The 24,867-nt window shown below is 69.6% G+C and carries 28 protein-coding genes; 23 read left to right on the top strand and 5 right to left on the bottom strand.

Annotation, left to right across the window (positions count from 1 at the left end; all coding sequences use genetic code 11):
• From H613_RS0107350 to H613_RS0107245, 22 genes are all read left to right on the top strand, one after another.
• Positions 1 to 1,233 carry a PBSX family phage terminase large subunit gene (locus tag H613_RS0107350; RefSeq protein ID WP_026923298.1) on the top strand — a complete coding sequence of 411 codons (1,233 nt, stop codon included), beginning with the start codon at positions 1 to 3 and terminating at the stop codon, positions 1,231 to 1,233.
• A 13-nt stretch (positions 1,234 to 1,246) separates the two neighbouring features.
• Entirely contained in the window at positions 1,247 to 2,935 is a 1,689-nt protein-coding gene (locus H613_RS25045) for a phage portal protein (protein WP_211234740.1), read from the top strand.
• A complete protein-coding gene (locus tag H613_RS29025; RefSeq protein WP_051393060.1) occupies positions 2,935 to 5,124 on the top strand; it encodes a phage minor capsid protein in 2,190 nt (729 codons plus the stop codon). The genes H613_RS25045 and H613_RS29025 overlap by 1 nt, the downstream gene beginning before the upstream one ends.
• A gap of 10 nt (positions 5,125 to 5,134) precedes the next feature.
• A complete protein-coding gene (locus H613_RS0107335; protein ID WP_026923297.1) occupies positions 5,135 to 5,755 on the top strand; it encodes a hypothetical protein in 621 nt (206 codons plus the stop codon).
• 47 nt (positions 5,756 to 5,802) lie between these two features.
• Complete coding sequence (locus H613_RS29020; RefSeq protein WP_051393059.1) at positions 5,803 to 6,519, top strand: hypothetical protein; 717 nt, start codon at positions 5,803 to 5,805, stop codon at positions 6,517 to 6,519.
• A gap of 45 nt (positions 6,520 to 6,564) precedes the next feature.
• Complete coding sequence (locus tag H613_RS0107325; RefSeq protein ID WP_026923296.1) at positions 6,565 to 7,758, top strand: SU10 major capsid protein; 1,194 nt, start codon at positions 6,565 to 6,567, stop codon at positions 7,756 to 7,758.
• Between the two features lie 7 nt (positions 7,759 to 7,765).
• On the top strand, positions 7,766 to 8,188 hold the full coding sequence (locus H613_RS25030) for a hypothetical protein (RefSeq protein WP_156925883.1): 423 nt from the start codon (positions 7,766 to 7,768) through the stop codon (positions 8,186 to 8,188).
• A gap of 2 nt (positions 8,189 to 8,190) precedes the next feature.
• Positions 8,191 to 8,604 carry a hypothetical protein gene (locus H613_RS25025; protein ID WP_051393058.1) on the top strand — a complete coding sequence of 138 codons (414 nt, stop codon included), beginning with the start codon at positions 8,191 to 8,193 and terminating at the stop codon, positions 8,602 to 8,604.
• Positions 8,592 to 8,921, top strand: coding sequence for a hypothetical protein (locus tag H613_RS0107310; RefSeq protein WP_026923295.1), 330 nt, complete (start codon positions 8,592 to 8,594; stop codon positions 8,919 to 8,921). Before H613_RS25025 ends, H613_RS0107310 begins: the two co-directional genes overlap by 13 nt.
• 13 nt (positions 8,922 to 8,934) lie before the next feature.
• Entirely contained in the window at positions 8,935 to 9,282 is a 348-nt protein-coding gene (locus H613_RS0107305; protein WP_026923294.1) for a hypothetical protein, read from the top strand.
• Positions 9,282 to 9,491: a hypothetical protein gene (locus H613_RS0107300; protein WP_026923293.1), complete on the top strand. Its 210-nt coding sequence runs from the start codon at positions 9,282 to 9,284 to the stop codon at positions 9,489 to 9,491. The genes H613_RS0107305 and H613_RS0107300 overlap by 1 nt, the downstream gene beginning before the upstream one ends.
• Entirely contained in the window at positions 9,475 to 9,924 is a 450-nt protein-coding gene (locus tag H613_RS0107295) for a minor capsid protein (protein ID WP_026923292.1), read from the top strand. Before H613_RS0107300 ends, H613_RS0107295 begins: the two co-directional genes overlap by 17 nt.
• A 9-nt stretch (positions 9,925 to 9,933) precedes the next feature.
• Complete coding sequence (locus H613_RS29015) at positions 9,934 to 10,671, top strand: phage tail tube protein (RefSeq protein ID WP_084546430.1); 738 nt, start codon at positions 9,934 to 9,936, stop codon at positions 10,669 to 10,671.
• A gap of 9 nt (positions 10,672 to 10,680) precedes the next feature.
• Entirely contained in the window at positions 10,681 to 11,226 is a 546-nt protein-coding gene (locus tag H613_RS30715) for a DUF7426 family protein (RefSeq protein WP_156925882.1), read from the top strand.
• Between the two features lie 228 nt (positions 11,227 to 11,454).
• Entirely contained in the window at positions 11,455 to 13,695 is a 2,241-nt protein-coding gene (locus H613_RS0107280) for a phage tail protein (RefSeq protein ID WP_026923290.1), read from the top strand.
• Positions 13,695 to 14,546, top strand: a complete 852-nt coding sequence (locus H613_RS0107275; RefSeq protein WP_026923289.1) for a hypothetical protein — start codon at positions 13,695 to 13,697, stop codon at positions 14,544 to 14,546. The genes H613_RS0107280 and H613_RS0107275 overlap by 1 nt, the downstream gene beginning before the upstream one ends.
• 11 nt (positions 14,547 to 14,557) lie before the next feature.
• Positions 14,558 to 15,844 (top strand): hypothetical protein, encoded by a 1,287-nt coding sequence (locus H613_RS0107270; RefSeq protein WP_156925881.1) that lies wholly within the window; start codon positions 14,558 to 14,560, stop codon positions 15,842 to 15,844.
• Positions 15,844 to 17,901 carry a hypothetical protein gene (locus H613_RS29005; RefSeq protein WP_026923287.1) on the top strand — a complete coding sequence of 686 codons (2,058 nt, stop codon included), beginning with the start codon at positions 15,844 to 15,846 and terminating at the stop codon, positions 17,899 to 17,901. The genes H613_RS0107270 and H613_RS29005 overlap by 1 nt, the downstream gene beginning before the upstream one ends.
• Position 17,902: 1 nt before the next feature.
• Positions 17,903 to 18,664, top strand: coding sequence for a hypothetical protein (locus tag H613_RS29000; RefSeq protein ID WP_026923286.1), 762 nt, complete (start codon positions 17,903 to 17,905; stop codon positions 18,662 to 18,664).
• Between the two features lie 42 nt (positions 18,665 to 18,706).
• Positions 18,707 to 19,729, top strand: a complete 1,023-nt coding sequence (locus H613_RS25000; RefSeq protein WP_035736720.1) for a peptidoglycan-binding domain-containing protein — start codon at positions 18,707 to 18,709, stop codon at positions 19,727 to 19,729.
• Positions 19,726 to 19,995, top strand: coding sequence for a hypothetical protein (locus H613_RS24995; RefSeq protein ID WP_156925880.1), 270 nt, complete (start codon positions 19,726 to 19,728; stop codon positions 19,993 to 19,995). The genes H613_RS25000 and H613_RS24995 overlap by 4 nt, the downstream gene beginning before the upstream one ends.
• 12 nt (positions 19,996 to 20,007) lie before the next feature.
• Positions 20,008 to 20,229, top strand: a complete 222-nt coding sequence (locus H613_RS0107245) for a holin (protein ID WP_026923285.1) — start codon at positions 20,008 to 20,010, stop codon at positions 20,227 to 20,229.
• An 86-nt stretch (positions 20,230 to 20,315) separates the two neighbouring features.
• Here H613_RS0107245 and H613_RS0107240 read toward each other — a convergent pair whose 3' ends face one another.
• The 3 genes from H613_RS0107240 to H613_RS30710 all read right to left on the bottom strand — a co-directional run bounded on the left by H613_RS0107240 (position 20,316) and on the right by H613_RS30710 (position 22,035).
• Entirely contained in the window at positions 20,316 to 20,954 is a 639-nt protein-coding gene (locus tag H613_RS0107240; protein ID WP_026923284.1) for a hypothetical protein, read from the bottom strand.
• 52 nt (positions 20,955 to 21,006) lie between these two features.
• Positions 21,007 to 21,573, bottom strand: a complete 567-nt coding sequence (locus H613_RS0107235; protein ID WP_026923283.1) for a hypothetical protein — start codon at positions 21,571 to 21,573, stop codon at positions 21,007 to 21,009.
• 300 nt (positions 21,574 to 21,873) lie between these two features.
• Positions 21,874 to 22,035: a hypothetical protein gene (locus H613_RS30710; RefSeq protein ID WP_156925879.1), complete on the bottom strand. Its 162-nt coding sequence runs from the start codon at positions 22,033 to 22,035 to the stop codon at positions 21,874 to 21,876.
• A 195-nt stretch (positions 22,036 to 22,230) separates the two neighbouring features.
• Between H613_RS30710 and H613_RS30705 the strand changes: the two genes are divergently transcribed.
• Positions 22,231 to 22,506 carry a hypothetical protein gene (locus tag H613_RS30705; protein WP_156925878.1) on the top strand — a complete coding sequence of 92 codons (276 nt, stop codon included), beginning with the start codon at positions 22,231 to 22,233 and terminating at the stop codon, positions 22,504 to 22,506.
• Positions 22,507 to 23,028: 522 nt separating this feature from the next.
• On the opposite strand, the gene H613_RS24990 is transcribed toward H613_RS30705, so the two are convergent.
• Both H613_RS24990 and ssd read right to left on the bottom strand, forming a co-directional pair.
• Positions 23,029 to 23,634, bottom strand: a complete 606-nt coding sequence (locus tag H613_RS24990) for an ATPase, T2SS/T4P/T4SS family (protein WP_051393056.1) — start codon at positions 23,632 to 23,634, stop codon at positions 23,029 to 23,031.
• Positions 23,631 to 24,794, bottom strand: coding sequence for a septum site-determining protein Ssd (ssd, locus tag H613_RS28995; RefSeq protein ID WP_051393055.1), 1,164 nt, complete (start codon positions 24,792 to 24,794; stop codon positions 23,631 to 23,633). Before ssd ends, H613_RS24990 begins: the two co-directional genes overlap by 4 nt.
• Between the last annotated feature and the right edge of the window lie 73 nt (positions 24,795 to 24,867).

Here is a 24,867-nt window from a genome sequence, read left to right as displayed (position 1 = left end):
ATGATTGACAGCCTCCCGCTGTCGCCCAAGCAGATCCAGTCGATCGTCGAGTCGAAGCAGGCCAGAATTTCATGCTGGACGGGGGCAGTCAGGTCGGGTAAAACGATCGCGAGCCTCCTCGCGTTCCTGATGGCCGTGGCCGAAGCGCCCGACTCCGGATTGGTTCTATGCGTCGGCCGCACCCTCCAGACCATCGAGCGGAACATCCTCGACCCGTTGCAGGACCGGACGATCTTCGGGACCGTCGCCGACCACGTCCACCACACGCGCGGCGCCACCACCGCGGTCATCCTCGGCCGCACCGTCCACCTCATCGGCGCCTCCGACGCCCGCGCCGAAGGCCGCATCAGGGGCGCGACCGTCTACCTCGCGTACGTCGACGAAGCCACCCTGGTTCCCGAGTCGTTCTGGAACCAACTGTTGGCCCGCCTCTCGGTCCCCGGCGCGCGGCTCCTCGCCACCACCAACCCGGACTCCCCGGCGCACTGGCTCCGCAAGAAGTTCATCCTCCGCGCCGCAGAGCTCGACCTCGCCACATGGCATTTCACGCTCGACGACAACCCCGGCCTCGACCCCGCCTATGTCGCCAACCTCAAAGCCGAATACGTGGGCCTGTGGTACAAGCGGTTCATCCAGGGCCTGTGGGTCATGGCCGACGGCGCCATATTCGACGCCTTCGACGAAACCAGGCACGTCGTGCCCACACTGCCCGCGATCCGCCGCTACCTCGCCGCCGGGATCGACTACGGCACCACCAACCCCACGCACGCGGTCATGCTCGGCCTCGGCGACGACAACCGGCTCTATGTGACCTCCGAGTGGCGCTACGACTCCCGCATCCAGCTCGGATCGCTCTCGCCCGTGGAGTACTCCAAGCGCATCCGGGCATGGCTCGCGAAGCAGCCCGAGCAGCCCACATGGGTGGTCGTCGACCCCGCCGCCCGGGACTTCCGCGAGCAGCTCCGGGCCGACGGCCGCCCCACCAGGCCGGGCAACAACTCGGTGATCGAAGGCATCCGCACCATGTCGTCCCTGTTCGCCACCGACAAGTTGAAGATCCACGCCTCCTGTACGCACCTGCTCGACGAGATCCCCGGCTACACGTGGGACCCCGACAAGGCCCTCCTCGGCGAAGACGCCCCGATCAAACTCGATGACCACGGCATCGACGCGAGCCGGTACGCCATCTTCACCACCCGGCGCCTGTGGCGCCCCTACGTCCTCGCCGCATAGAAGGGAGACACCTATGCCGCTCCCGACTGGTGGAACCGAAGAGACCTGGCCGCCCGAGCACCTCAAGCCGGTGTACGCCAAGTACGCCGAATGGTCCGCGTGGCACTCCGGCGACCCCGAGCAGCTCGCCGCCGTCTACGAAGGCGCCGCCACACCGCAGACCCGCCGCACCTTCCTCGGTCGACTCGTCACCACCGTCAGGCGCTGGTTCTGGGGGAACACCGAGAGCGAGTCTCGGCCCCGCCAGCGGGTGCACGTGCCCCTCGCCGGGGACGTCGCCGCGACCTCCGCCGATCTGCTGTTCTCCGACCCGCCGAAGATTCGCATACACGTCGACGAACCCGGCACAGAGCCCGACGAGGGCGAGCAGGGCGAAGGCGGGGATGTCGACGACGAAGCCGAGGACCCCACGCAGACCCGCCTCGACGAACTGATCGACGACGGCGCCATAGCCGCGTTCCTGGAAGCCGCCGAGATCGCCGCCGCGATGGGCGGGGTGTACCTGCGTGTCGTGTGGGACAAGGAGGTTGAGCCGGACCGGCCGTGGATCGCTGCTGTCCACCCTGACGCCGCCGTCCCCGAATGGCGGTACGGCCGCCTGTGGGCCGTCACGTTCTGGCGGTCGATCCTCGTCAACGGCAACCGCGTGGTCCGCCACCTCGAACGCCACGAAGTCGACCGGACCGGCGAGACACCGCGGGGGATCATCCGCCACGGCGTCTATGACGGCGGCCTCGCGAGCCTCGGGAACCTCGCCGCCCTCACCGACTTCCCCGAAACCTCTGGTCTCGCGTCCTCGATCGACTGGGGCGACGAGATCGACACCGGCCACGCCGGACTTACCGCGGTCTACGTCCCCAACATGCGGCCCAACCGGATCTGGAGAGGACTCCCCGACGCCTCCGCGCTCGGCGCCTCCGACTACTCCGGCACCGAAGACCTCCTCGACTTCCTCGACCTCACCTACTCCTCATGGGCCCGCGACGTCGAACTCGGCAAGGCCCGCCTGATCGTCCCCGCCGACTACCTTCAGAACCTCGGCGCCGGACAAGGCGCCGCCTTCGACCTCGACCGGGAACTCTATGAGGGCGTCAACGCGGGCGGCGACGACGAGAAGACCGACATCACGCAAGTGCAGTTCCCGATCCGCTGGGCCGAGCACCAAGAGACCGTGAACCAGATCAAGCGCGACATCGTCGCCTCCGCCGGGTATTCGGCGGCCACGTTCGGCCTCACCGACGGCGGCCAGGCTGTCACCGCCACCGAGGTCAACGCCGACGAACGCAAGTCCCACGTGACCACGGGCAGGAAGGCCCGATACTGGGGTGTGGAGCTGCCCGCGATCCTCGAAGCCCTCCTCGCCGTCGACGCCCACCAGTTCAACACCAAGATCGTTCCGCAGCGGCCCCTCATCGAATGGCCCCCTGCCGTAGCCGTCGACCCCGAGACCGAATCGCGCACCCTCGCCAACCTCGAATCCGCGCGCGCGATCTCCCTTGAAGAGAAGGCCCGCCGCCTGCACCCTGACTGGAAAGCGAAGCAGGTCGAAGCCGAAGTGGAGCGGCTCAAGGAGGAGTACGCGATCGGCCAGGCCGAGGACCCCAGCGAGTTCACCGGCGGGTCCTTCGGCGACGAGCAACCCGAGGACACCGAGGCCGACGAGGAGCAGGCGAGCGAGCCTGAGGCGACCGAGGCGGCGTAATGCCCGTCTCGCGCACGCTCGCCGAGGGCCTCGCGGCCAACCTCGCGGCCCTGTACCGCGACGCCGAGACCCGCCTCGCGCAGAACCTCGCCCGCCGCATCCGGACCGACATCACTACCTCCTCGGACAACCGCCTCACCGCGCTCGCATCGCTCCGGCGCCAGTCCGAGGCGGTCCTGGCCGAGCTGTCAGGCCGCCACGCCGTCGAGGCCGAACGCGCGCTCATGACCGCGTACGCGCGCGGCGCTTCCGCCGCTGTCGACGAGATGGCCCGGCTCTCCGGTGAACGGTGGGTCGACTGGCTCGCCCGCCGCTCCCGTGTCGCCGCCGCCATCACCCGGCTATTCGGGATCGCCCGCCGCCGCGAGATGCGCCTGGCTGAGGCCGTCGCCGCACTCCGGGCCGACCTGCCCGGCATCGACTCGATCATGGTCCTCGCCCGGGAGCTCACGCAGCGGATGTCCTCCACGCACCTGCACGTCCTCCGGTGGCAAGACGACGCCTACCGCGAGGTCATGGGCCAGCCCGTGTTCGACGTCCTCGCGGGCACGAAAACCAGGCTCAGGGCCGCACAGGTCGCATGGGAGCACCTGCTGTCGAAGGGCGTCGCCGGGTTCACCGACAAGCGCGGCCGCAACTGGGAGCTCGCGAGCTACGTGGAGATGGCGACCCGCACCGCCGTCGCACAAGCCGGCATCGAGGGCCACCTCGACCGGATCACCCAAGCCGGCGCCGACCTGGTGATCGTCTCCAACGCCCCCGAAGAGTGTAAACGCTGCCGCCCCTGGGAGGGCCAGGTCCTGTCGATCTCCGGCCCGGCCGGTCCTCGTGTGGAGGAGCACGCGATCGAGGACTTCAACATGCTCACCATCGACGTCAAGGCCACCGTCGGCGAAGCCATCGCCGCCGGACTGATGCACCCGAACTGCTTCCCCGCCGAGGTGGCCGTTTCAGCGCCCAGCGGTGTTCGAGCGGCTGATGCTCGCTGGTATGAGGGTCCGCTCGTCGTCATCCACACAGCCGGTGGCGATGAACTCCCCGTCACCCCAAACCACCCGATACTGACGCCGAAAGGCTGGGTCCCGGCGGGCGAGATCACGGAAGGCGATCACGTCCTGCGCTACTGCGCGGATGTCGAGACCCCGGCCCTGAGCACACCAGACGACCATGAGGTTCCAGCCAGCATCGGCGAGATCTTCAACGCGCTGCGGGAGTCGAGCCAGATGCCGCCCGTCCGCGTGCCAGTTGCCCCCGAACAATTCCACGGCGACGGGATCGGCTCCGATGTCGATGTTGTACTTGCCGATGGCTTTCTGCGGGATGCAGTCAACGCCGAGACTGTCGAGATGCTCGGCGAGTTCGAGCTCTTCGAGGGTGGCGTGAGAACGAGCGCGCTCCTTCCCGAGGGCACGGCGTTCGAGATCGTCGAGAGTTCGGGCCATGCCGCGCACGGATTCGTGGGCGGCGGCGACTTGAGCGGCTCGCTGCTCTGCCGTCATGGACTGCCACTTCCGGCGCTCAGCCTCGCCACGGTCGGTGCGGTAGCCGCGCCGCAGCAAGACGCTGCTGACGGTGGACTGGGACCGGTTGACGCGCTTGGCGATCTCGGACTGAGGGACGCCTTCGAGGTGCATCCGGATGGCATCGACGGCCCATCCCTCGCCAGAGGAGACCTGCTGCTCAGCGGACAGCCGTCGGGCTTCGAGGGGCGACCGGGAGACGCCAGCGGCTTTGAGCCGCTTGCTGACCCACGCGGGGCTGACGCCGATGGTGGGCGCAATCTTGTGCGGGCTCTCGCCAGCGAGGTAACGGCGGATGACGTCGTCAAGGTCGACGTCAGGGATTTTGCGGGGCATGTCTACAACCTTCAGACAGGGGATGGCTGGTATGTGGCAGGCGGACTAGTCGTGTCCAACTGTCGCCATCGTATATCAATGTACCTGCCTGGGGTCACGAAGGTCCCGACGCACACCGCCGACCCCGAGGGCGACCACGCCCGGCAGAAGCTCCGCCGCCTGGAACGCGAACTGCGCGCGCTCAAACGCCAAGAGGCCGCCGTCATCGACCCCGCCGCGAAGACCGCCTTCGGCAAGAAGATCCGCGCCAAGCAAGCCCAGATCCGGGCTCACGTCGCCGAAACCGGCCCGCAGCGCCAGCCGCACCGCGAGCAGATCGGCACCGCAAGGTGAGGAGGCAACCATGGCGTTCGACTTCCTAGAACTGCCACTCAAGGCCAAGCGGGCCGCGTTCGCCCGCATGTCCGAGGACGGCAAGATCCGCCCGAAAGGCGCCGACGGGAAACGGGCCAACCCCACCGCCAGCAAACCGAGCACCAGGGACCGAGCCCGGGCCGACCGGAACCGCGACGGCCGAGCCCCGCGCATCGGCGGTATCACCCGCCCCAAGAACGTCAACATCCCGTTCGAGCACGACGACGCGCGAGCCCTCGCTAAACGCCTCGGCGGCAAATTCGACCGGCAGACCAAAACATGGGTCATGCCCAGTATCGATGCCGCCCGTCAAGTCGACCGCGCCCTCGACCCGCATATCAAACGGGCGGCCGAGCAGCACGACAAGGACATCGCCGAGCGCCGCCGCCAGTTCCGGCAACAGATGGACAAAGGCGCCCAGCCGCAGCAGATGACCGGCCAGGCCACGCCCCGCCAGGTCGACTACATCATGTCGCTGATGCGCCAGCGCCGCCGCTCCGGCGAAGGCGGCGGGTTCATCGGCGGCATGCCGACCACGCGCGCGGGCGTCGCCAAGCTCACCAAACAGCAGGCGTCGACGCTGATCACGTCGCTCAAGGGCGACTACTAGTCTCCCGGCCGCGGTGTGCGGCCGGGTGTTCCGAAAGGACCCAACCAATGACCCAGCCGTCGCAGGCGCCAGGCGCGCCAACCGACGCGGGACCGACCGGCCAGGCGCCGGAAGCGTCCCCGCAGCAGGGAACCACCACCGATCCCGCGACCGATCCCGGCCAGGCGCCGGACGGCCCGCAGGACGTGTCCTCGCTCCCCCAGTGGGCGCAGGACCTCATCACCAAGGGCCGCACGAAAGAGGCGGACTACCGGACCAAGTACCAAACCGCGCAGAAGGACGCCCAGGCGGCGGCCTCGCAGCGCGATGCGGTCCTCAAGGCATACGGCCTCAATGCCGACGGCTCCGAAGCCGTCGACCCCGACAAGCTGTCCGCGCAAGTCGACCAGATGCGCGCACGCGAGTGGGAGACCGTCGTGGAGAACAAGCTCCTCCGCGCCGCGCCCCGGCTCGGCGTCGACGCCGACGGACTGCTCGACTCCGTTGCGTTCCTCGACTCGCTCGCCGAGCTCGACACCGATCACGTCGGGGCCGACTTCGGCCAGAAGCTCGAAGCGCACGTGACCGAGTTCGTCACCGCAAACCCGAAGTTCAAGGCCCAGCCCGGCGCTGGCGCCCACCGCTCCGGCGGCGACTTCGGCGGCGGCCCCAACCTGCCCCCGGCGTCGCTTGACGCGCAGATCGCCGAGGCGCAGAAGAAGGGCGACGCCCGCGAGGTCATCCGCCTCCAGAACCAGAAGTTCGCCAACCAGGGCGGGCAGTAACCAGGGCACCCGTGGTGCCCATGATCCAGTAAGGAGACTTCCGCCATGGCGGGAAAGATCACAGGCTTGGGCACCGTCTACAACCTGCCCAATTACACCGGCATCCTCCACCAGCTCACCCCCGGCGACACGCCGTTCTTCTCGGCGATCGGGGGCCTGTCCGGCGGCGGCCAGACCTCCTCGGACGAGTTCGAGTGGCAGGACTTCGACCTGCGGTCCGCGGGCCAGAACGTCGCCCTTGAGGGCGCCGACGCGCCGACCCCGACCAACCGGGTCCGCGCGAACCGCACCAACATCGTGCAGATCCAGCACGACTCGGTGGGCGTGTCCTACAGCAAGCTCGCCGCCGACCAGCAGAAGGCCGGCGTCAACAACAACGCGACGAACCCGGTCACGAACGAGCTGGACTGGCAGGTGGAGCAGAAGCTGAAGGAAATGGTCCGCGACATCGAATACTCGTTCATCCGCGGCACCTACCAGAAGCCGACCGACAACACGACCCCGCGCAAGACCCGGGGCCTGCTCGCCGCGATCACCTCGAACGTGATCACCCTCGACGCCGAGGCAGCGCAGACCGGCGCCGCCGCCGAGTCCACGGACCTGATCACCCTGACCACGCACGGCCTCACCGCCGGGGACCAGATCGTCATGACCGCCTCCGCCGCGGCCCCGCTGACCGTCGGCACCACCTACTACGTCCTGGAGGACGGGCTCACCACGGGCGTGTTCAAGGTCTCGGCGGTCAAGAACGGCCCCGCGGTCGACATCACCGCCGACGGCTCGGTGTCCTGGACGAAGGTGACCGTGACCCTCACCAAGGACCACGTCGACTCGGTGTGCCAGCTCGCCTACGACAACGGCGGCATCCAGGAGAACGCGACCGCAACGATCATGGTCAACTCTGGTCTCAAGCGCGCCGTCACCGCCGCCTACAGCTCCGAGGGGTACGTCACCAAGGAGCTCCAGGGCAACGTCGGCGGCGTGACCGTCGACCGGATCAACACCGATTTCGGGCCGTTGAACGTCATGCTCAACCGGCACATGCCCGCCTCGCAGCTCGCGATCGTCTCCATGGAGCAGTGCATGCCCGTGTACCGGGAGACCCCCGGCAAGGGCCACTTCTTCGCCGAGGCGCTCGCCAAGACCGGCGCGAACGAGAAGACCCAGCTCTACGGCGAGGTCGGTCTCATGCCCGGTAACGAGATGGCGCACGGCAAGATCGTGAACCTGAAGGCGTAGGTGACTCATGCCTCCCTATGAAGTGCAGCGCGGCTACGTGACCGCCGAAACCCGTATCGGCCCCGGGCGGGCGAGCGTCGACTTCCCGGCCGGCGCCCGCCTCCCCGAGGACATCCCCGCTGAGGAGCTCGCCACCCTGGCGCGCTCCGGCGCTGTCGTATGGGTCGATGGGTCCTCGGCCGTCGAGTCGGCCCCCGTCGACCCGTCGAAGCGGCCCGCGAAGTCGGCGCCGCGGGCGCCGTGGGTCGCGTGGGCGGTCCACGTCCACGGCCTCACCGACGGAGCCGTGGGCGCGATGACCGTTGCCGACCTTCAGGCCCTCCCCGACGCCCCCGAGGCCGACGGCGAGGGCGACGAGGACCAGGCCGACGGCTCCGAGGGCGACGACGAGGGCGACCTCGACGGCTCCGAGGGCGACGGGGGCGAGTAGCGATGGCGCAGCCGGTCTATGCGACAGCCGAGGAATACGGGGCCTCTCCCTACGGGAGGGCTACCGCGCCTGAGGACATCGACGACCGGCTCGCCATCGCCTCGCGCGACATCGACGACCTGATCGTCACCGCGGTCTACGACGTCGACGACGACGGCCAGCCGACCGACACCGACACCGCCGAGGCGCTGCGGGACGCGACGATCGCGCAGACCTCCTACGGGATTGACCCGGCCGCAGGGCTCGCCGAGGGGGAACTCCCGGCGGGCGTGTCGTCGGCGTCGATCGGGTCCGCCTCGATCACCCGCCAGAAGGCCGCGCCCGAGGTGCGGGTTGGCGGGATCGCCTACGCCCCGCGCGTACTCCAGATCCTCCGGCGCCAGAACCTCACCAACAGGGAGCCGTGGACGCGGTGACCGGGCTCCTGTCGATGTGGAAGCAGCACACCGTGTCCATCGAGCCGTATCTCGGCACCGACGGGTACGGCCGTAAGCAGTACGGCCAGGCCATGCCGGTGCAGGGGTGGCTTGAGGAGACGCGGAAGGTCGTCCGGAACAAGGACGGCGCCGAGGTCGTCTCCTCGACGCAGCTGCACTGCGACTTGGGCGCCGACGTGCCCGAGCTGTCGAAGGGCACGCTCCCCTCGGGGAAGGTCACGGAAGTGGTCGCCGTCTCCCACCTCGACGGCCAGACGCTCCCGCTCCCCTCGCACCTGCAAGTGGCGTTCGAGTGAAGGAGGTGCGGTGATGGCTGTTCGGTTCACCTGGAACGGCGACGAGGTCAAGCGCCGCGAGCGCGAGGGCCGCAACAGGGGCCTGCGCTTGAGCGCCGAGCATCTCCTCGGTGCCGCGCTGCCGCTCGTGCCGCTGCGCGATGCGATCCTCGAGGACTCCGGGACGGCCAGCGTGGACGAGTCCGCTGGCACGGCCGCCGTGTCGTTCGATACGCCGTACGCGGTCCGCCAGCATGAAGAGCTCGACTACCACCACCCGAAAAAGGGCCAGGCGAAATACCTCGAGCAGCCGATGCACACCGAGGCGAAGACCATCGCAGCGATCATCGCCGCCCAGATCCGTCGGAGCCTGCGCGGCTGATGCCGTCCACCCATCTCACGCTTTACCCGGTCCTCGGCCGTGCCCGCACGGGCGCGTGGTGCGACGCCTGCGCGCTCCCTTCGGCGGTCTCCTACACCGTGTACGGCCTGCCCGCGACTCCCGGCCACCGGGTGCCGAACATCATCCGCCTCGGCGCGATCCGCGCCTGTATGGACTGCGGGGAGGTGGCCCGTGTCCTGGACAAGTGACCTCCTCGTCGGGATCGCCGAGACTCTCGCTGCTGCGGGTGTCGGCGTCTGGCGCCCCGACGGGCTCTACACGACCGATGAGGTCGGGGTGTTCATTGCCTACATGCCGCCCGGCGGGGCCACCGGCCCTGACCGGTGCATCGTCTTGACCGACTACGACCCCGCGGGGGGCAACAGTGCAGGGGATGTCACCCCGCGCGTGCAGGTCCGCTGCCGGGGCGCGCGCAACGACCCGGTCTCGGCGATCGACCTCGCCTCCGACGCCCGCGACGCCCTCGACGGCCTCGCCTTCGTCACGTTCGGGCAGGTCACGGTCTCGCAGATCAACCACATCAACGGCACCCCGATGGGCGTCGACGGCAACGGGCGGCATGAGCGGTCCGACAACTACGACATCCAAGCGCAGCGCACGTCCGCGCTGCTCACCGAATAGGAGCACCTCATGACTGAGGCAACAGCGTTGCAGCGCAAATGGCGCTGGCAGATCAACATGGGCACCGCCGCCGTGGAGGACTGGCAGACCGTCGTCGGTCTCCAGGAGTTCACCCCGAGCACCGAGCCGACCGACCAGGAGGACAACGATTACGAGTCCGACGGGTGGGGCGGCTCCACGCGCACGATGCTCGTGTGGGGCATCGAGGGGAACATCTCGCACCGCAAGGACACCTCGACGCACGTCGAGAACGCCGTGCACGCGAAGCTGCGGCTCGCGGCGACAGCGATCGACCCCGAGGACGGCGTCATCCACATGCGCTGGTTCGACAAGAACGGCTCGGTGGAGGCGTACGAGGGGTACGGGCTGATCACGTGGGCGCCCGACGGGGGCGGCATGGCCGACCTGGAGCGCGTCTCCATCACCGTCACGCCCTCGGCGACGTCTCCGGCGCTGGTCACCATCGCGAACCCGGTCAACGCCTCGCCGGTCCCGATCGTCTCGACTGCCAGCCCGTCGTCGGGCGCGGCGGCCGGGGGCGAGCTGGTCACCATCACCGGCGCGCACTTCACCGGCGCTTCCGCGGTGACCTTCGATGCGGTCGCCGCCGAGGACTTCGCCGTCATCTCGGACACGAAGATCTCGGCGATCACCCCCGCGGGCAGTGCGGGCGCGGTCGATGTCGTCGTGACCACCACCAACGGCGCCTCCACCACCGGCACCGACGCCTACACCTACACCGCTTAGGGGCCTGTCGTGAGCGACGCTGAACAGCACGTGTGGGAGGACGACGACGGCAACCTCGTGGTCCTCCTCGACCTCAAGGCAGGGCCCCGCGAGTACGTCGTCGACGACGTCTCGGCGGGTACCGGCCGGTGGGTGCACCGCCTGACCGACAAGGCCACCGAGGCGAAACGCCGCCTCGACGCCGGGGAGGACGCCGAGGACATCGACGCCGACCTCCACCTGTCCGACGAGGCCGAAGAGGACCTGTACGAGACCCTCCTGGGCGCGACCTACGACGCGATGGAGGCCGACAAGGTCCCCCACCGCAAAGCCATGCTGGTAGGCCAGATCGCCTATGCGTGGGTGTTGAGCGGCGTGAGCGGAGCCCGGAGGGTGTGGGAGTCCGGCGGGACCCCAAAAGCGAACCGGGCCGAACGCCGAGCCAAGAAGGCGGCCCCGAAGAAGCGCGCGTCTGGCTCGCCGAGCTCGGCCAGTGGGGCGTCGGCGAGTACGACGAAGCGTCGGGCCTCTACGAAGAGTACAAAGACCCCGAGACGACCCTCGGCGACCTCGTAAGGCGCCACTGGGACCTGGTCGACGCCGACCTGCACGAGATCTACGGCATCGACACCGCCTCCGGGATCCTCGACCAGCGGTCGTGGCCGTGGCTGAGGCGCCGCCTCCTCGGCCTCCTCACCTGCGAATCCCGCATTCAGCGCAAGCTCGCGCCCCCCGAGAAACAACCCAAGGCACCGTCCATGCCGCACGTGCCGCGTGGGCGCCGCAGATGAGGGGAGGTGAGCCGTGGCTCTGAACCTGGGCGAATTGAACGCGATCATCGACGGCGACGACAAGGGCTTCAATCGGACGATCGACCGTGTCCACAGGAAGATGGACGACACCGCCGAGCGCATGGACGGCCTGACCGGCATGCTGAAGGTGCTGGGGAAGGCCACGGCGTTCAGTGTGCTGGCGACCGGCGCGGCCGGTGCTGCCTCGGCGATCGGGCCGGTGCTGGGTCTGGTGTCTCAGCTCGTGGTCGCCGTCGGCGGGCTCGCGGCTGCGGTACCCGCCTTCGCCGCTGGTGCAGCGGTCGCGATCGGGACAGTCACGCTCGCGTTCACCGACATGGGCGACGCCATAGCCGGGGACGAGGAGGCCCTGGAGCGGCTCTCCCCGGCCGCCGCTGATGTCGTGTCGGTGCTCCAGGACCAGGCCGACGCCTGGGACGATGTGGTCCGCTCCGCGCAGGAGGCGTTCTGGCAGGGCCTGGCCGGGGATATCGAGAAGTTGGCCGCCACGTGGCTGCCGCTGCTCGAAGACGGCCTGGGCAAGGTCGCCGGGGGGTGGAACGACGTCGTCTCGGCTGCCGCCGAGGCGCTCGGCTCCCAGCGGATCGTCGAGACGTTCGGGACCGTCGTTGACGACGTCGCGGCCGGGCTCGCGAAGTTCGCGCAGGGTGTGGGGCCGTGGCTGGAGGGGATCGCGATCCTCATCGGCGCGTTCTCGCCGCTGCTGACCGACGCCGGGTCCGCCGCCGGGCAACTGGGCTTCCGGTTCGCCGAGTGGATCGCGAAGGCGGAGGACGCGGGGATCCTCGCGGACCTGATCCAGACGATGAAGGACACGCTGTCGACCATCGGCGGCATCATCGGCAACGTCGGGTCGATCTTCTCTTCGGTGTTCGGGGCCGCCAACGAGCAGTCCGGCGGCCTGCTCGGCACGGTCGAGAAACTGACCGGGCGCCTCGCCGACTTCTTCAACTCCGCCGAGGGCCAGACCGCCCTGAACACGTTCTTCGATGCGCTGGGCCGCGTCGCTGACGCCGTGATCCCGATCGTGCTGGAGCTGGCCGACGTGTTCGCGACGCAGCTCGCCCCGAAGGTCGCGACCATCGCCGAGGAGGTCGGCCCCGACCTAGAGCACGTGGTCGACCGCATCGGGGAGGCCCTGTCCCGCATCGACGTGGACACCGTCGCCGACGCGCTCGGCGACTTCCTGCGGATTGCCTCCGATCTGCTGCCGCCGCTCGCCGAAATCGTCGGGCTCGTCCTCGACCTCGCGCCCGTGCTGATCCCCTTGGCGTCGGCGATCCTCATCATCGTCGGCGCGATCAAAGTCTGGCGGGCGATCCTCATCGTCGCCACGATCGCCCAATGGGCGTGGAATGCCGCGTTGTTCGCGAACCCGATCACCTGGATCATTCTGGCGATCGTCGCATTGATCGCGATCATCATCCTCCTGGTCATGAACTGGGATTCGGTCACCGCTGCGATCGGGCAAGCTTGGGACTGGCTGAAGGAGAAATGGGCGTCCTTTGTCGAATGGATGCAGGAGGGCATTTCATCCTTCATCGGATTCTTTAGTTCAAAGTGGACGGAATTCGTTGGCTGGCTCCAGGGCATCTGGCAGTCGATCGTCTCCTACGTGCAAGACCGGATCAACGAATTCCTCGACATCGTCGGCTGGCTGCAACAGCTCCCCGGCCGCGTCGCGGGCTGGATCGGGGACCTCAAGGACCGCGCGGTCGATAAATTCTGGGACCTCATCGACTGGGTGAAGGGCCTCCCGGACCGGATCATGGACGGCCTCGGCGACCTCGGCTCGCTCCTGGCGGACGCCGGGCGAGACCTCCTCCAGGGCTTCCTCGACGGCATCGAAGACATGTGGAACTCGGTGCAGGACAAGCTCTCGAACCTCACCGACATGCTCCCGGACTGGAAAGGCCCGGCCGAGCGGGACGCGAGCATTCTCCGCCCCGCCGGACGCCTCGTCATGGGCGGCTTCGCCGACGGGATCGCCGACGGTATCCCCGCGATCCGCCGCTCCCTCGAAGGGCTCACCTCCGACATCCCGCTCATGGTCGACGCCGCCGCCGCACCGGCCGCCTCGAACACGATGCGCGTGGACGCGACCGCGTCCCTGTCCGAGACCGACCGGGAGCTGCTGCGTGAGCTCGCCGAGGCCCGCACCCGTGTGGACGTCTCCCTGGGCGCGAACCTGACCGATGCGACGCAGCGCGAGTACGCGATGGGGGTGGCCTGATGGAACCGGGACAGATCCAGATCACCCGCAGCGACGGCACGTCCCTGCTCCTTCACCACGGCACCGTGTACCGGGTCAACGAGTTCGAGCCGTTCGACCGCGGGACCAGGGCCGACCAGGTCGGGACCGTCCCGTGGGGCGACGGCGGCTGGTCCGGTGCCGAATGGCGCGAGCCAGCCACCATTCCTCTGCGGCTGGGTATCCACACCGGGTCGTGGGCTGAGCTCATGGACGCCTGGTGGGCACTGGGTGCCGCCCTCGCACCGGTGCGTACCAGCCCCGCAGTCGAGGCCACCTGGAACGCCGCCGGAACTGAGTACTTGATGTACGTCCGGCCGCGAAAGGTCCGGCTGATCAACAAGCGCGGCCGCACCGGGAAGGCGAAAGTGGAGGCGGAGCTGTTCGCCCCGGACCCGACGATCTACTCCGCGGCCGAGCATGTCGCCAAGATCGGCCTCCTCCACCGCATCGGCGGCCTGGCAACGCCGTTCGGGCTGCCGACCGGGATCAACACGGTTGTGGCCGACGGCGAGGTCGACCTGGTCAACGCCGGGAAGTCTCCGGCGCGGCTGGGGCTGCGGATCACCGGGCCTGTCGTAGAGCCGCGCATCTCGGTCATCACCGCATCGAGCGTGCAGACCCTCCGTCTGGACACGGTGCTCGGTGAGGACGACTACCTCGATATCGACACGAAAACCAAGCTCATTCTCCTCAACTCGACGACGTCGCGGCTGCCTGACCAGTGGGGCGACTGGCCGCTGCTGCCCCCCGGCGATTGCACCGTCCGCTTCGAGTCCGACGTGTACGAGTCCGGCGCCCGTCTGAATATCCGCTTCCGGGACACCTACTAGGAGGTATGCCCATGTCTACGCCCTTGTGGGTCACCACGACTCGCGGCGCGTCGGTCGGGACCGCGACCGTCACCGCCCCCGACACGCTGACGATCACCGGGCACGGCCTGGTCGACGGCCAGCAGGTCACCGTCGCCGCCCTCGCCGGTGGCGCAACAGCCCTGGTCGAGGACGCCCCCTATTTCGTCGCGGCCGCGGCGACGGACACGTTCCAGCTGCGCCCCGCCCCTGGCGCGCCGGTCATGGTCTTTGAGACCGACGGCGGATGCCAGGTGTATCAGACCGCGGGCCTGTTCGACCCGCAGACTCTCCGGGACGCGTTCTCCGGGCTCATCGCCCGCGGCGGCGCGGCCGGGGGCTTCCAGGCCCGGCCCGGCGTCCTCCCGAACGGCGACGAGGGCGCGCATGTGACCACGTCGGGCATGAACTGGACCGTCGCCGACATCGTGGCCGTGGTTCAGCATTCGACCGGCCGCATGTACCTCGTTCCGCACGCGACCGAGACCGGACCGGTCACCGCCGCCGACCCCTCCCAGCCCCGCATCGACGCCCTCGATTTGCGGATCCAGGACACCGCCCTGGATTCCTCGGGATTCGCACAAGGGGAGGTCATCTACACCGCAGGTGTGCCCGCGTCGATCCCGACCGAGCCCGACCCGGTGGGCAACGCTGAGCGCTTGTCTACGTGGCGCGTGGAGGCCGGGGCAGGCTCCACCGGCGAGCCGACCCTGCCACGCTTCACCGGTACCCGCGGCGGCCTGGTCCCCGTCGCAGGGGAGGACGACTACCCGGCCGACGGCTACCGGGGCATGCCGATCTGGGACGCATCGACCGAGACCCTGCTGGTCAACACGGACGCGGGCTCGACGTATACGCCGGTCGCCTCCACTGCCTCGTTCCAGTCGGTGCGGCGGGTCGCGACCAGTAAGCGCACCATGAACTCGATCGGGTTCGCCTCGGCGGTAGTGATCGATTCGGTGACCGCGCCCGTGGAGGCGGGGAAAACGTACCATTTGAAGTGGATTGTGGACGTGTCCTCGACGGTCGCTGAGGATGTGGCGCGCCTGTATCTGCGTGAGGACAGCATCTCCGGGACCGTCCGGCAGATCAACCACCTCCGCATGGCCATGGCCAACCAGGACTTCGGGATCACGGTCGAAGCGGACTGGACCGCCGCCGCTACCGGGTCGAAAACGTTCGTGGCCACCGCCGAGCGCCGCCTCGGCACGGGCACGTTCTCGTGCAACGCGAACGCGAACGAGCCGGCGTACCTGACCGTGGAGTACGTGAGCGGCTGATGGCGCTCCCGGATCCCACGCTCGTCTCGGGCCCGGTCGGGGCCCGTCTCCAGATCCCGACACCGCTGGACGGCATCGACGGTCAAGCGACACACCCGGCGGTGGCGTACAGCCCCGATATGCTCGGCGGCTACCCGTACTGGATGGCGATGACGCCCTACCCGGGCAGCGATGACTCCTATGAGGATCCTTGTATCGTCGCCTCGTTCGACGGCGTGCACTGGGTGGTGCCTGCGGGCGTCTCCAACCCGATCGACGATCAACCGGGGTCCCCGGGTGCCTACAACTCGGACCCTGACCTCAAGTACTACAACGGGGCCTTGCACTTGTTCTGGCGGACCTACGACGGGTCCGGGGCCGCCGAAGGCGCTGAGGAGAAGATCTACTACTCGACGAGCATCGACGGCCGCACCTGGACTCCGAAGGTCCTGGTCTACTCCTCCGACCATCACGTGCTGCGGCTGCTGTCGCCGTGCTTCGCGCTCGAGGACGGGGCCTGGGTGATGTGGGCGGTCGACATCGTCCCCTCCCCCTACCGGGTCGTCCGCCTCCAAGGCACTGCGGATCCGGCGGGGCCGTGGGGGGATCCGGCCGGGGTCGACATGGGGCCTATGCAGCCCGACCGGCAGCCCTGGCACCTCGGCATCACCCCCGTCGACGGGGGATATGTGGGGCTGATCAACGACCGGCTGATCGGGGGCGCCTCGGGCGAGCTGGTCATGGTCGTCTCTGCTGACGGGATCACCTGGACTAATTCGGGGCGGACGGTGGTCCCGCGCGTGCAGGTCGGGGAGCACACGGCCCTGTACCGGGCCGTGCTCCTGCCCGAGGTCGACGGGATCATTTCGGGGTGGCGGGTCTGGTACGGCGCTTTCCGCACCGAGGCCGACAGCATCTGGCACGTCTACCGGACGTTCATCAATGCCCCGTACGTCCCTGAAGTACCGGAGGCGGGGCCGCCGATCGGGCGGGCGGTGCTCCGCTCGGTCGTGGAGTGGATCGCCTGCGACGTCACCACCGGCAACAAAGTCGCCTACCTCGGGGTCAAGGGCGCGATCTCGCGGGCACTGGGCGCCTACACCTCATCGACGCTCACCATCCCCGCGCCCCTCGCGGGCCCGCTGGCGCTCGGGGGGCTCCTTGACCAGGCGGTAGGGCCTGATCAGCTGCCGACGCGGATGATCGTATGCATCGTCAACGACCTGCCCCAATGGGCCGGGCTCATCTGGAAAGTGCGGGGTGGGACGGATGCGACGATCAGCCTCGGCTGCGCCACCCCCGAATCCTACCTGGACCGCCGGTTTATAGAGGACATGGCGTTCGACGGCGTCGACCAGGCGACCCTCGCCGCCTCCCTCATCGACGCGGTCAACAACGAGGGCATCAACCTCGAAATCGACGCGCCCCCCACCGGTGTGCTGCGCGACCGCGAGTATTTCGACGACGAGGACGCCACCTTCTACCAGCGGCTCCAAGAGCTCATGGACGTCGACCGGGGCCTGGAATGGACCATCGACCTCGACTGGAAAACACCGAAGCAGCAGGCGGTGCGGATGATCTTCCGGGCTGCTGAGCGGCTCGGCTCCACCGTCCCCAGGGGGCCTTTGGCGACCGAGTCGGAGGCGGTCACCCGCTACGAGGTCACGCACGACTACGGCAAAGGCATGGGCGCCAACGACGTCCTCGCCTACTCCTCGGGTGAGGGTGTCGACCGGCCGCAGTCGCAGCACCTGCGCAACAATCTCGCTCTCGCCGCTGGTGTGCCTCGTGTCGAGCACCGCTGGTCGCCGTCCTCCTCGATCAAAGACACCGCCACGCTCAACGCGCATGCGGCGTCGGAGCTGGCGCGCCTCGACGGCGGCACTACCACCCTCGCCGTCACGTCCCGGTGGAACATCGAGCCCGCCCGCCTCGGGATCGACCTCAACCTCGGCGATGCGGTCGCCTACGACCTGGTCGGCCACATGCACCCGACCGGCCTGCGAGGCACCGGCCGCATGGTCGGCTACCGCCTCGACCCCCTCGCCGGCACCTTCGAACCCGTCCTAAGGATCTGATATGGGCATCTCTGACGGCATGTTCACCGGCGACCTGCAACGGCGCATGGCCGCGGTCGAACGCGAACTGCGGAACCTCACCTCCGGCAGGCGGCTGGAGGACGCCTCGATCGGCGCCCGGGGCCTCCGGCTGCTGGAGGGCGGCTCGCTCACCATCTCCGGCGGGTCGCTGATCATGCACGACGAGACCGGCTCAGTCGGTCTGCTGTACTTCGGGCCGAATTCCGCGGGCCAGCCCACTTGGGTGTTCTCCTTCGATGACGGCGAGGTCGCCGGGGGACTGCTCGGGGCGCCGGGCTCGATGCACTGGTCGTGGCTGGACCGCGGAGGCCGAGAGCTCATCGGCAACGACGGCCTGACCGGCGTCGGGCTCGCCCGCCCGTACCTCCCTTACCGGCTTGTGCCCTCGTTCGAGGCCGAGGGCGTCGGGGAGGGGGCGGCGTCGCTGTGGCCCTCCACGACCAGCACTTCCGCGACGAAACTCATGCAGGGCCTCAACCCGATCTGGCATCCGCGCGTCTCGATCGGCGTCGCGACGGCGACGATCGGCGACGGGAACGTCGAATGGCGCCTGGACATTGACGGTGTCACGGCCGCCTCCGGGACCGGGACCGGGGAGGAGACCGTCGCTATCCCCGGCTGGGGCGAAGAGGACGGCATCAACCCCGGCGACACGGTCGGCTTCGACCTGTACGCCTGGTGCACCGGAGGCGCGACACGCGCCTGGATCCAATGCGACCGCCTCTACGGCCGCCAATCCTGACCACCGGCACGGCCCGGCCGTGCCCTGACGAGAGGAGGCCTCATGGCCTGGAGACTGGCCCGCAGCCTGCAACGCCTCGAATCCGAGATCCAGTCGGCGCACCCCGGTACGACCGTGTGGGACATCGGCGACGAGGACCACCAGGACTCGTGGTCGGACCACAACCCATCGGTCCGCGGTGACGTGGTGTGCGCGCTCGACATCCTCGGCGACGGCGGCCTGGACCTGTCGAGTTTCGTCGCGCACCTGATCGCGAACCCGCACCCGAATCTGCGGTACGTCATCTATAACCGCAGGATCTACCAGCGGCGATACGGGTTCAGGGGGCGTCGGTACAGCGGCGTCAACGCGCACAAGACGCACGTGCACGTGAGCGTCGGCGACGGGCCCGACGGCCGCTCGACCCGCGACTACGACGACACCAGCTCGTGGGGCGTCGCCTCGATCGGGCACGGGGCGGCGCCACGCGGCCTCACCGCGCCCGCGCCGTCCCTCGAAGAGGGCGACGAGGGCCACCGGGTGGGGCAGCTACAGCGCGCGCTCAACGCCGTCATCGACGCCGGGCTCAACGTCGACAACGACTTCGGGCCGCTCACCGAGGCCCAGCTCAAGGAATTTCAACGCCGCGCCGGCATCGACGACGACGGCATCTACGGCCCGGTCTCGGCCGGCCGCCTCGCCGAGGCCATCGACGCATTGGAGGACGACATGCCCACAGCTAAGGAAGTCGCGCTGGAAGTCTGGCGCTACACGAACGAGGACCTCACCGGCCGGGACGCGTACGCGCATCTGCGGTCCTCGAACCCGGAGCATCAGATCCTGACCGAGCTCGCCGCCGCCAAGCAGCGCGACGCCGCGCTCCTCGACGCCGTGCAGGGCGTCGACGGCGAGGCGATCCTGGCCCGGATCGACCAGCGCGCCGCCGAGGACGCCGAACGCGACGCCGCGGCGGCCGCCGAGCGCGCCGACATCCTGGCCCTGATCGAAGCCGCGCAGTCCGGGGAACTCGCCGCCGCCGCCGTCGTCGACCAGATCGCCGCCCGCCTCACCGGGGCCGGATCGTGACGTTCCCGCCCCCTGAATCCCTCGGGCCGGTGCAGATCGGCCCGAGGGAGATCTACGACTCGGTGCTGCTGCTGCGCACCGAACTTGCGGGACTGCACGCCGAGCTGGCGCGCATGGCCGCCGAGGACAAGTCCGCCCGCGAGACCCTCACCGACCACGAGTCCCGGCTCCGCCTGCTCGAAAAGCGGGTGTGGGCGATCCCGTCGGCGGCGACGGTCCTCGCCGTCGCTTCATTGATCATCGGCCTGATGCAGCAGACCGGATAGGAGAGAACGATCATGTTCACCAAGCGATTCTGGAAGAAAGCCACCGAGCGCGCGGGCAAGAGCGCCGCGCAGGCCGTCATCGGCGCGGTCGCCCTCGACGGCGTCGTGAACGCGTTCACGCTGGACTGGAAGCTCGCCGCCGGGGTGGCCCTCGGCGGGGCGCTGCTGTCCTACCTGACGTCCATGGCGACCGCCGGTGTCGGCGAGAAGGACTCGCCCGACCTCGTCAAGTAGGAAGATGGGTCCCAGAAGGACCTATCCTTGAAAGCACCGCGCCCCCACCTGCCTCACGGCGGGTGGGGGCGCTTCGTCGTGTCTGGCTACCAGCCGCCGGGGTCGATGCCGTCGAGCGCGTCGGCCACGTGCCGGGCGAGCGCCTCGGCGTCGGTCACCTGCGCCGGGCCCCCGCCGGGGCTGACGCTCCCGGCCGGGTCGTCACAGCGCGGCCGGGAGCGCCGCCACGTCCCGTACGGGCGCCCTTCGCGCTCGCCGGGCAGCTCCAGGGCCAGCTCGGTCTCATCGTCGCGGTATTTGGCCTGGACGGGCCCGACCACGACGAAGTCGTCGCCGACGCGCGCGGAGAAGTCGCACATGATGACCTCGGCGCCGCCGCGGGCGAGGTGCCACGCGCGGGTGCGGTTCGACTCGGTCGCCCAGCCGCGGCGCCACATCGCCGATCGGACCCGCGCCCAGGCCGCCTCGCCGACGCCGGCGCCGCGCAGGTAGACCACCGGGGCCAGCTCGGTGCGCTCGCCTTCGCCGGGCTCGCGCGCGATGATCTCGGTGATGCGGCCGCGGTTCTTGACGCCGAGCGCGTCGGCGATCTGCGTAGTGGGCATCCCGGCGCCGTGTGCGTCGCGGATGGTCTGGGCTTCGACGGCGCGGGCGGCCGCGATGGCGTCCCGGGCGGCGCGGAGCCGCGCCGGCCAGTCGACGGCAATGGTGGTGGTGTCGGTCATGGTCGCTCCATTGGTAGGGCTCCCGGGGCCGCAGCCCCGGGAGCGTGGCGGGTTAGCGGCAGTCGCAGGTGCGGACGTCGAGGCCGCAGAAGTGGCACTCGGTACCGCGGGCGGGGGAGCGGCGGCCGAGCATGGCCCCGACTCCGCTGTCGTTGCTGGGCCGGGAGTACTTCGACCAGCCGGTGCCGCGAGCGCTGGCGCGCTCGGTGCGCTGGGGCTGCTCGGCCTTGACGATCCGGGCGGCGCGGACGCGGTCGATGACCAGGCGCGCGGCGTAGGTGCCCTCGGCCTTGCGGGCGAGGCGGTAGTGCAGCTCGCCGTCCTCGTCGGTCCAGAATTTCGAGTCCTCGACGGTCTGGCGGGCCTGCGTCATGTCCCGGGCGGTGACGGTCTCACCGGCGATGGTGCGGGCGCGGTAGTCGATGCCCGCGGCCGCGGCGATGCTCTCGCCGTCGAGGTAGTAGCGCATCTCGCCGGTGCCCGGGTGGGTCCACGCGCGGGCGGTGATGGTCGGCTGGTCGGTCATCGTGTCCTCCTGGAAGGCGCGGTCACAGCGTTCGGCGGCGGCCAGGTACGCCTGGTAGGCGGTGGAGGTGGTCTGCCAGGTCTGGTAGCTCATCGTCGCTGCTCCGATCTCGGGTGGGGGACCATCTCCCCCTTGGTGTACGTCCATCATACAGCACTGTATGACGGTCATGCAATGGGGGGTGAGATGGGGATATTCCCGCAGGTAGGAGCCCAGAAACGGCGAAACCCCGGGGCCTACAACAGCAGACCCCGGGGCCGACCACGGACGCGCGCGCAAACTCCGACGCATCGAGGCTCATCCCCGCTGACGCGAGGCACACCCAGCCATACAGGCGTATTGGCGCAGCACATCCGGATCATCCCCGCTGACGCGGGGACCAATGGGCCCAGCCTAGCGGCCTTCCCGCTCCCTGTCGAGACGCTCCTGCTCGTCCAGGTACCGCTCAAGCGCGAGCAGCAGCAGCCCGCTCATCTTCAGCCGGTGCTCATCCGCGTACTCCACGGCACGCTCCCAGAGCGGCATGTCCGAGTCCTTCACATATACCGCTGTCACCTTCGCCATCCTATGAAGATCTTGCTATGAAGACCTTCATATGTCTTCGCATACGCGATATCGTGGGGTCCTCCGGTCACCAGGCGTGACCGGCCTGCCCGGTCGCTGACCCGCCGGGCATACGACGGCGGGGCGCCGACCGACTGACCATCACCCGGGCGCCCCGCCTCCGACACGACAGGATAGGAGCCTGGCATGCCGAGACCTAGGGTACGGCGGCCCGCGCCCGAGGGCGAGACCATCACCTCATGGCAGGACGGGTGGATGCGCCTGCTCGACCTCGGCGACGGCCGCGCCGCCGTGGTCGTCACCAGAGGAGACGAGCGCATCTACGCCGCCGATGTCACCTACGGCACCGAGCCCACCCGGATCGAGTGGACCGATGAGGGGGCCATGGAGATCGAGCAGTACAAGCGGGATGCGTGGGACACGATGATCTACTCGGCGATCGCCAGGAGGGCCGAGCGATGACGCTCCTCTCGCCGCTCGGCATCGTGGCCGTGTTCCTGTCGGTCCTGGTCGGCGGTACCGCCGGGGTGGCCTTGGCGCACCTCGTGATCGTCCGGCGCCAGCGCCGCCGTTGACCGTCCGGCCCCGTGGTGGACGGGGCCGGACCCCATGCTCCCGCCGAGACCGGGAGGCCCGCCTCGGCGGGCAGTATCGGCCCGGCCGGATTCCCCCGCCACGGACGGCCGGGCCACCACCCGAGGTAGCCCACACGGGTGAACTTGACGTTTCAACTCAACTCAGCGAGGCACGCTGAACACGAGACGTCCCCTCCTCCGGGAGGGGGCAGCGGCCCGGCTCTGGGGGGCCAGGTCGGGCCGCCTCACCCCTCCACACCGACCGGGCAGGCACATCAGGCTGTACGGATGATGCAAGACTGTCTTGCATTAGAGGACTCTGGGATCTAGTGGGCACAGCCCGCTGGGGAAGGGCCGCCGCCCGGATTGGGAAAGTCGGGCGGCGGTTCTGTGCCTCATCTTTTACCCGTTAGTATCCCGTCGCTCCTGTTATGAGATAAGGAATTCGGGCGGTGACCACGCGCAGGAGCAGGTCGGCCATGTCGGCGGTGAGCGTGTCGGCCTCGACCAGCTGCGCGAGGGTGAACGCCTTCGCGCGGTGGGTGCGGAACGACAGGTAGGGGCCGCCGGTGGCGATCGGCGGGAGGATCGCGTGGAACCGGGTGCCGTCGGGCAGGCGCACGTCCGCGTACGGACTGCCCGCGTCGAGGCGGCGTCCCGCGGCGGCGGCCAGGCGGCAGGCGAGCGACCGGATCGTGTCGGTGTCGCCGAGTCGGACCTGGGCGGCCTGGAGGCCCTCGCCCCGGTCGATCCAGACGCCGTCGGTGCCGTTGACGACCACGTCGGTGACGGTGGTGTCGTCCAGCAGCGGTTGCAGCGGTCCGGCGCCGTTGAGGTCGTCCGCCAGCGTCGCCGACAGTTCGAGCAGCCCCGGCTGGTCCGGTGGTGCGGCTCCGGCCTCGCACAGCGCCTTGACGATGTCGGCCCTGGCGGCCGGGTGGCGGTGCGAGGGCCGCCCCGGCCTGGTCTGGGCGGCGAGTTGGCGGCGGACGCGGTTGATCAGTTCGAGGTTCATCGGGCGGCTCCCGCCTCTGCCGCCGACCGGACAGGGCGCGGGCGGTCGAGTTCGGTCATGAGGTCGTGCAGGCGCCGCCTGGTGCGGCCGCGCGGGAGGCGTCCTCGGCGCAGCCGTTCGGGGAGCCTCCGGTCGTGGGGCACGCGGCCCCAGACCGGCGGCGCGATGGCGTCGAACGGGTCGGCGCCGTCCGGGGCGGGTTCGGGCCGCTGGGCCACGCCGCCGCGCAGGACCATGCCGATGCGGGAGGCGTGGAGGGCGTATTCGGCGACGGTGCCGCGCGCCGCCTCCCACGACCGGGGCGAGGGCCCGATCGCGACGGCGAGCGAGGAGGCGGCCGCCGCGGCGCGGGTGGCGGCCTCGGTGCGGGTGCGCGGCAGGTCGACGACGACGAGGTCGGCGCCGATGCGGGCGGCGTGCAGCACCCGCTCGAACGCCTCGGCGCCGGGGACGGCGCGGTCGCGGGTGTCGGGGGCGACGAGGTGGAGGCCCTCGCGCTGCGGCAGGCCGGCGAGGAGGCGTTCGGGTTCGAGCTGGCCCGAGCGGGCGGCCAGCGACGGCCACCGCCAACCGAGTTGCGAGGCGAGGCCGGCGGCGGTGTCGATGCCGCCGCCGGAGGGGTCGAGGTCGATCAGGACCACGCGCTTGCCGCCCTGTGCGGCGGCGGTGGCCGCGGCGAGCGCGAGCGTGGAGGCGCCCGCGCCGCCGTGCCCGGCGACGGCGGCGACCACGGGCGCGGGCGAGGTGTCGCGGGCGGTGCGCGTGAAGTGCTCGAGGAGCCATTCGGTGCCTTGGGGGACGGCGATGACGTGGTCGGCGTGGAGCCGGATGGCGAGCGGCCACAGCATGGACGTGCCGGTCGGGTCGTCGCTGATCCACGCCATCGTGGCGCACAGGACGAGCCCGGGCCGCACGGGCAGGCCGTGCGCGAGGCAGTCCTCGGCGACGTCGGCGCCGACGATGGCCAGCGGGGCGTGCTGCCAGTGGGGTTCGGCGTCGGCGGGGCGTCTGACGCGGTGGAGTGTGTGGCCGGTGGCCGCGGCGAGCGGTGCGACCGTTTCGGCCAGGCGGTCGTCGCCGGTGACGAGCAGGGAGGCGGGGCGCTGGGCTCCGGCGTGCTTCGAGCCTCCCGGGGTGCGGGCGGGCGTTGACGCGACCATGGCTACTCCTACGTTGAGTGTGCTTTGTATTGCTTGGAGTAACCATGACCGGGTTGTCAAGGGGTGGCAAGAA

This window comes from Glycomyces arizonensis DSM 44726 (genome assembly GCF_000482705.1).
In the GTDB taxonomy this organism is placed as follows: domain Bacteria; phylum Actinomycetota; class Actinomycetes; order Mycobacteriales; family Micromonosporaceae; genus Glycomyces; species Glycomyces arizonensis.
Note: the sequence above shows the minus strand (reverse complement) of the source record. Positions and strands in the feature narration are given on the sequence as shown.

Coding starts and splice junctions, on each gene's coding strand:
- H613_RS0107350 (WP_026923298.1), top strand. CDS start 1: ATGATTGACAGCCTCCCGCTGTCGCCCAAGCAGATCCAGTCGATCGTC.
- H613_RS25045 (WP_211234740.1), top strand. CDS start 1,247: ATGCCGCTCCCGACTGGTGGAACCGAAGAGACCTGGCCGCCCGAGCAC.
- H613_RS29025 (WP_051393060.1), top strand. CDS start 2,935: ATGCCCGTCTCGCGCACGCTCGCCGAGGGCCTCGCGGCCAACCTCGCG.
- H613_RS0107335 (WP_026923297.1), top strand. CDS start 5,135: ATGGCGTTCGACTTCCTAGAACTGCCACTCAAGGCCAAGCGGGCCGCG.
- H613_RS29020 (WP_051393059.1), top strand. CDS start 5,803: ATGACCCAGCCGTCGCAGGCGCCAGGCGCGCCAACCGACGCGGGACCG.
- H613_RS0107325 (WP_026923296.1), top strand. CDS start 6,565: ATGGCGGGAAAGATCACAGGCTTGGGCACCGTCTACAACCTGCCCAAT.
- H613_RS25030 (WP_156925883.1), top strand. CDS start 7,766: ATGCCTCCCTATGAAGTGCAGCGCGGCTACGTGACCGCCGAAACCCGT.
- H613_RS25025 (WP_051393058.1), top strand. CDS start 8,191: ATGGCGCAGCCGGTCTATGCGACAGCCGAGGAATACGGGGCCTCTCCC.
- H613_RS0107305 (WP_026923294.1), top strand. CDS start 8,935: ATGGCTGTTCGGTTCACCTGGAACGGCGACGAGGTCAAGCGCCGCGAG.
- H613_RS0107300 (WP_026923293.1), top strand. CDS start 9,282: ATGCCGTCCACCCATCTCACGCTTTACCCGGTCCTCGGCCGTGCCCGC.
- H613_RS29015 (WP_084546430.1), top strand. CDS start 9,934: ATGACTGAGGCAACAGCGTTGCAGCGCAAATGGCGCTGGCAGATCAAC.
- H613_RS0107275 (WP_026923289.1), top strand. CDS start 13,695: ATGGAACCGGGACAGATCCAGATCACCCGCAGCGACGGCACGTCCCTG.
- H613_RS0107270 (WP_156925881.1), top strand. CDS start 14,558: ATGTCTACGCCCTTGTGGGTCACCACGACTCGCGGCGCGTCGGTCGGG.
- H613_RS29005 (WP_026923287.1), top strand. CDS start 15,844: ATGGCGCTCCCGGATCCCACGCTCGTCTCGGGCCCGGTCGGGGCCCGT.
- H613_RS29000 (WP_026923286.1), top strand. CDS start 17,903: ATGGGCATCTCTGACGGCATGTTCACCGGCGACCTGCAACGGCGCATG.
- H613_RS25000 (WP_035736720.1), top strand. CDS start 18,707: ATGGCCTGGAGACTGGCCCGCAGCCTGCAACGCCTCGAATCCGAGATC.
- H613_RS0107245 (WP_026923285.1), top strand. CDS start 20,008: ATGTTCACCAAGCGATTCTGGAAGAAAGCCACCGAGCGCGCGGGCAAG.
- H613_RS0107240 (WP_026923284.1), bottom strand. CDS start 20,954: ATGACCGACACCACCACCATTGCCGTCGACTGGCCGGCGCGGCTCCGC.
- H613_RS0107235 (WP_026923283.1), bottom strand. CDS start 21,573: ATGAGCTACCAGACCTGGCAGACCACCTCCACCGCCTACCAGGCGTAC.
- H613_RS30705 (WP_156925878.1), top strand. CDS start 22,231: ATGCCGAGACCTAGGGTACGGCGGCCCGCGCCCGAGGGCGAGACCATC.
- H613_RS24990 (WP_051393056.1), bottom strand. CDS start 23,634: ATGAACCTCGAACTGATCAACCGCGTCCGCCGCCAACTCGCCGCCCAG.
- ssd (WP_051393055.1), bottom strand. CDS start 24,794: ATGGTCGCGTCAACGCCCGCCCGCACCCCGGGAGGCTCGAAGCACGCC.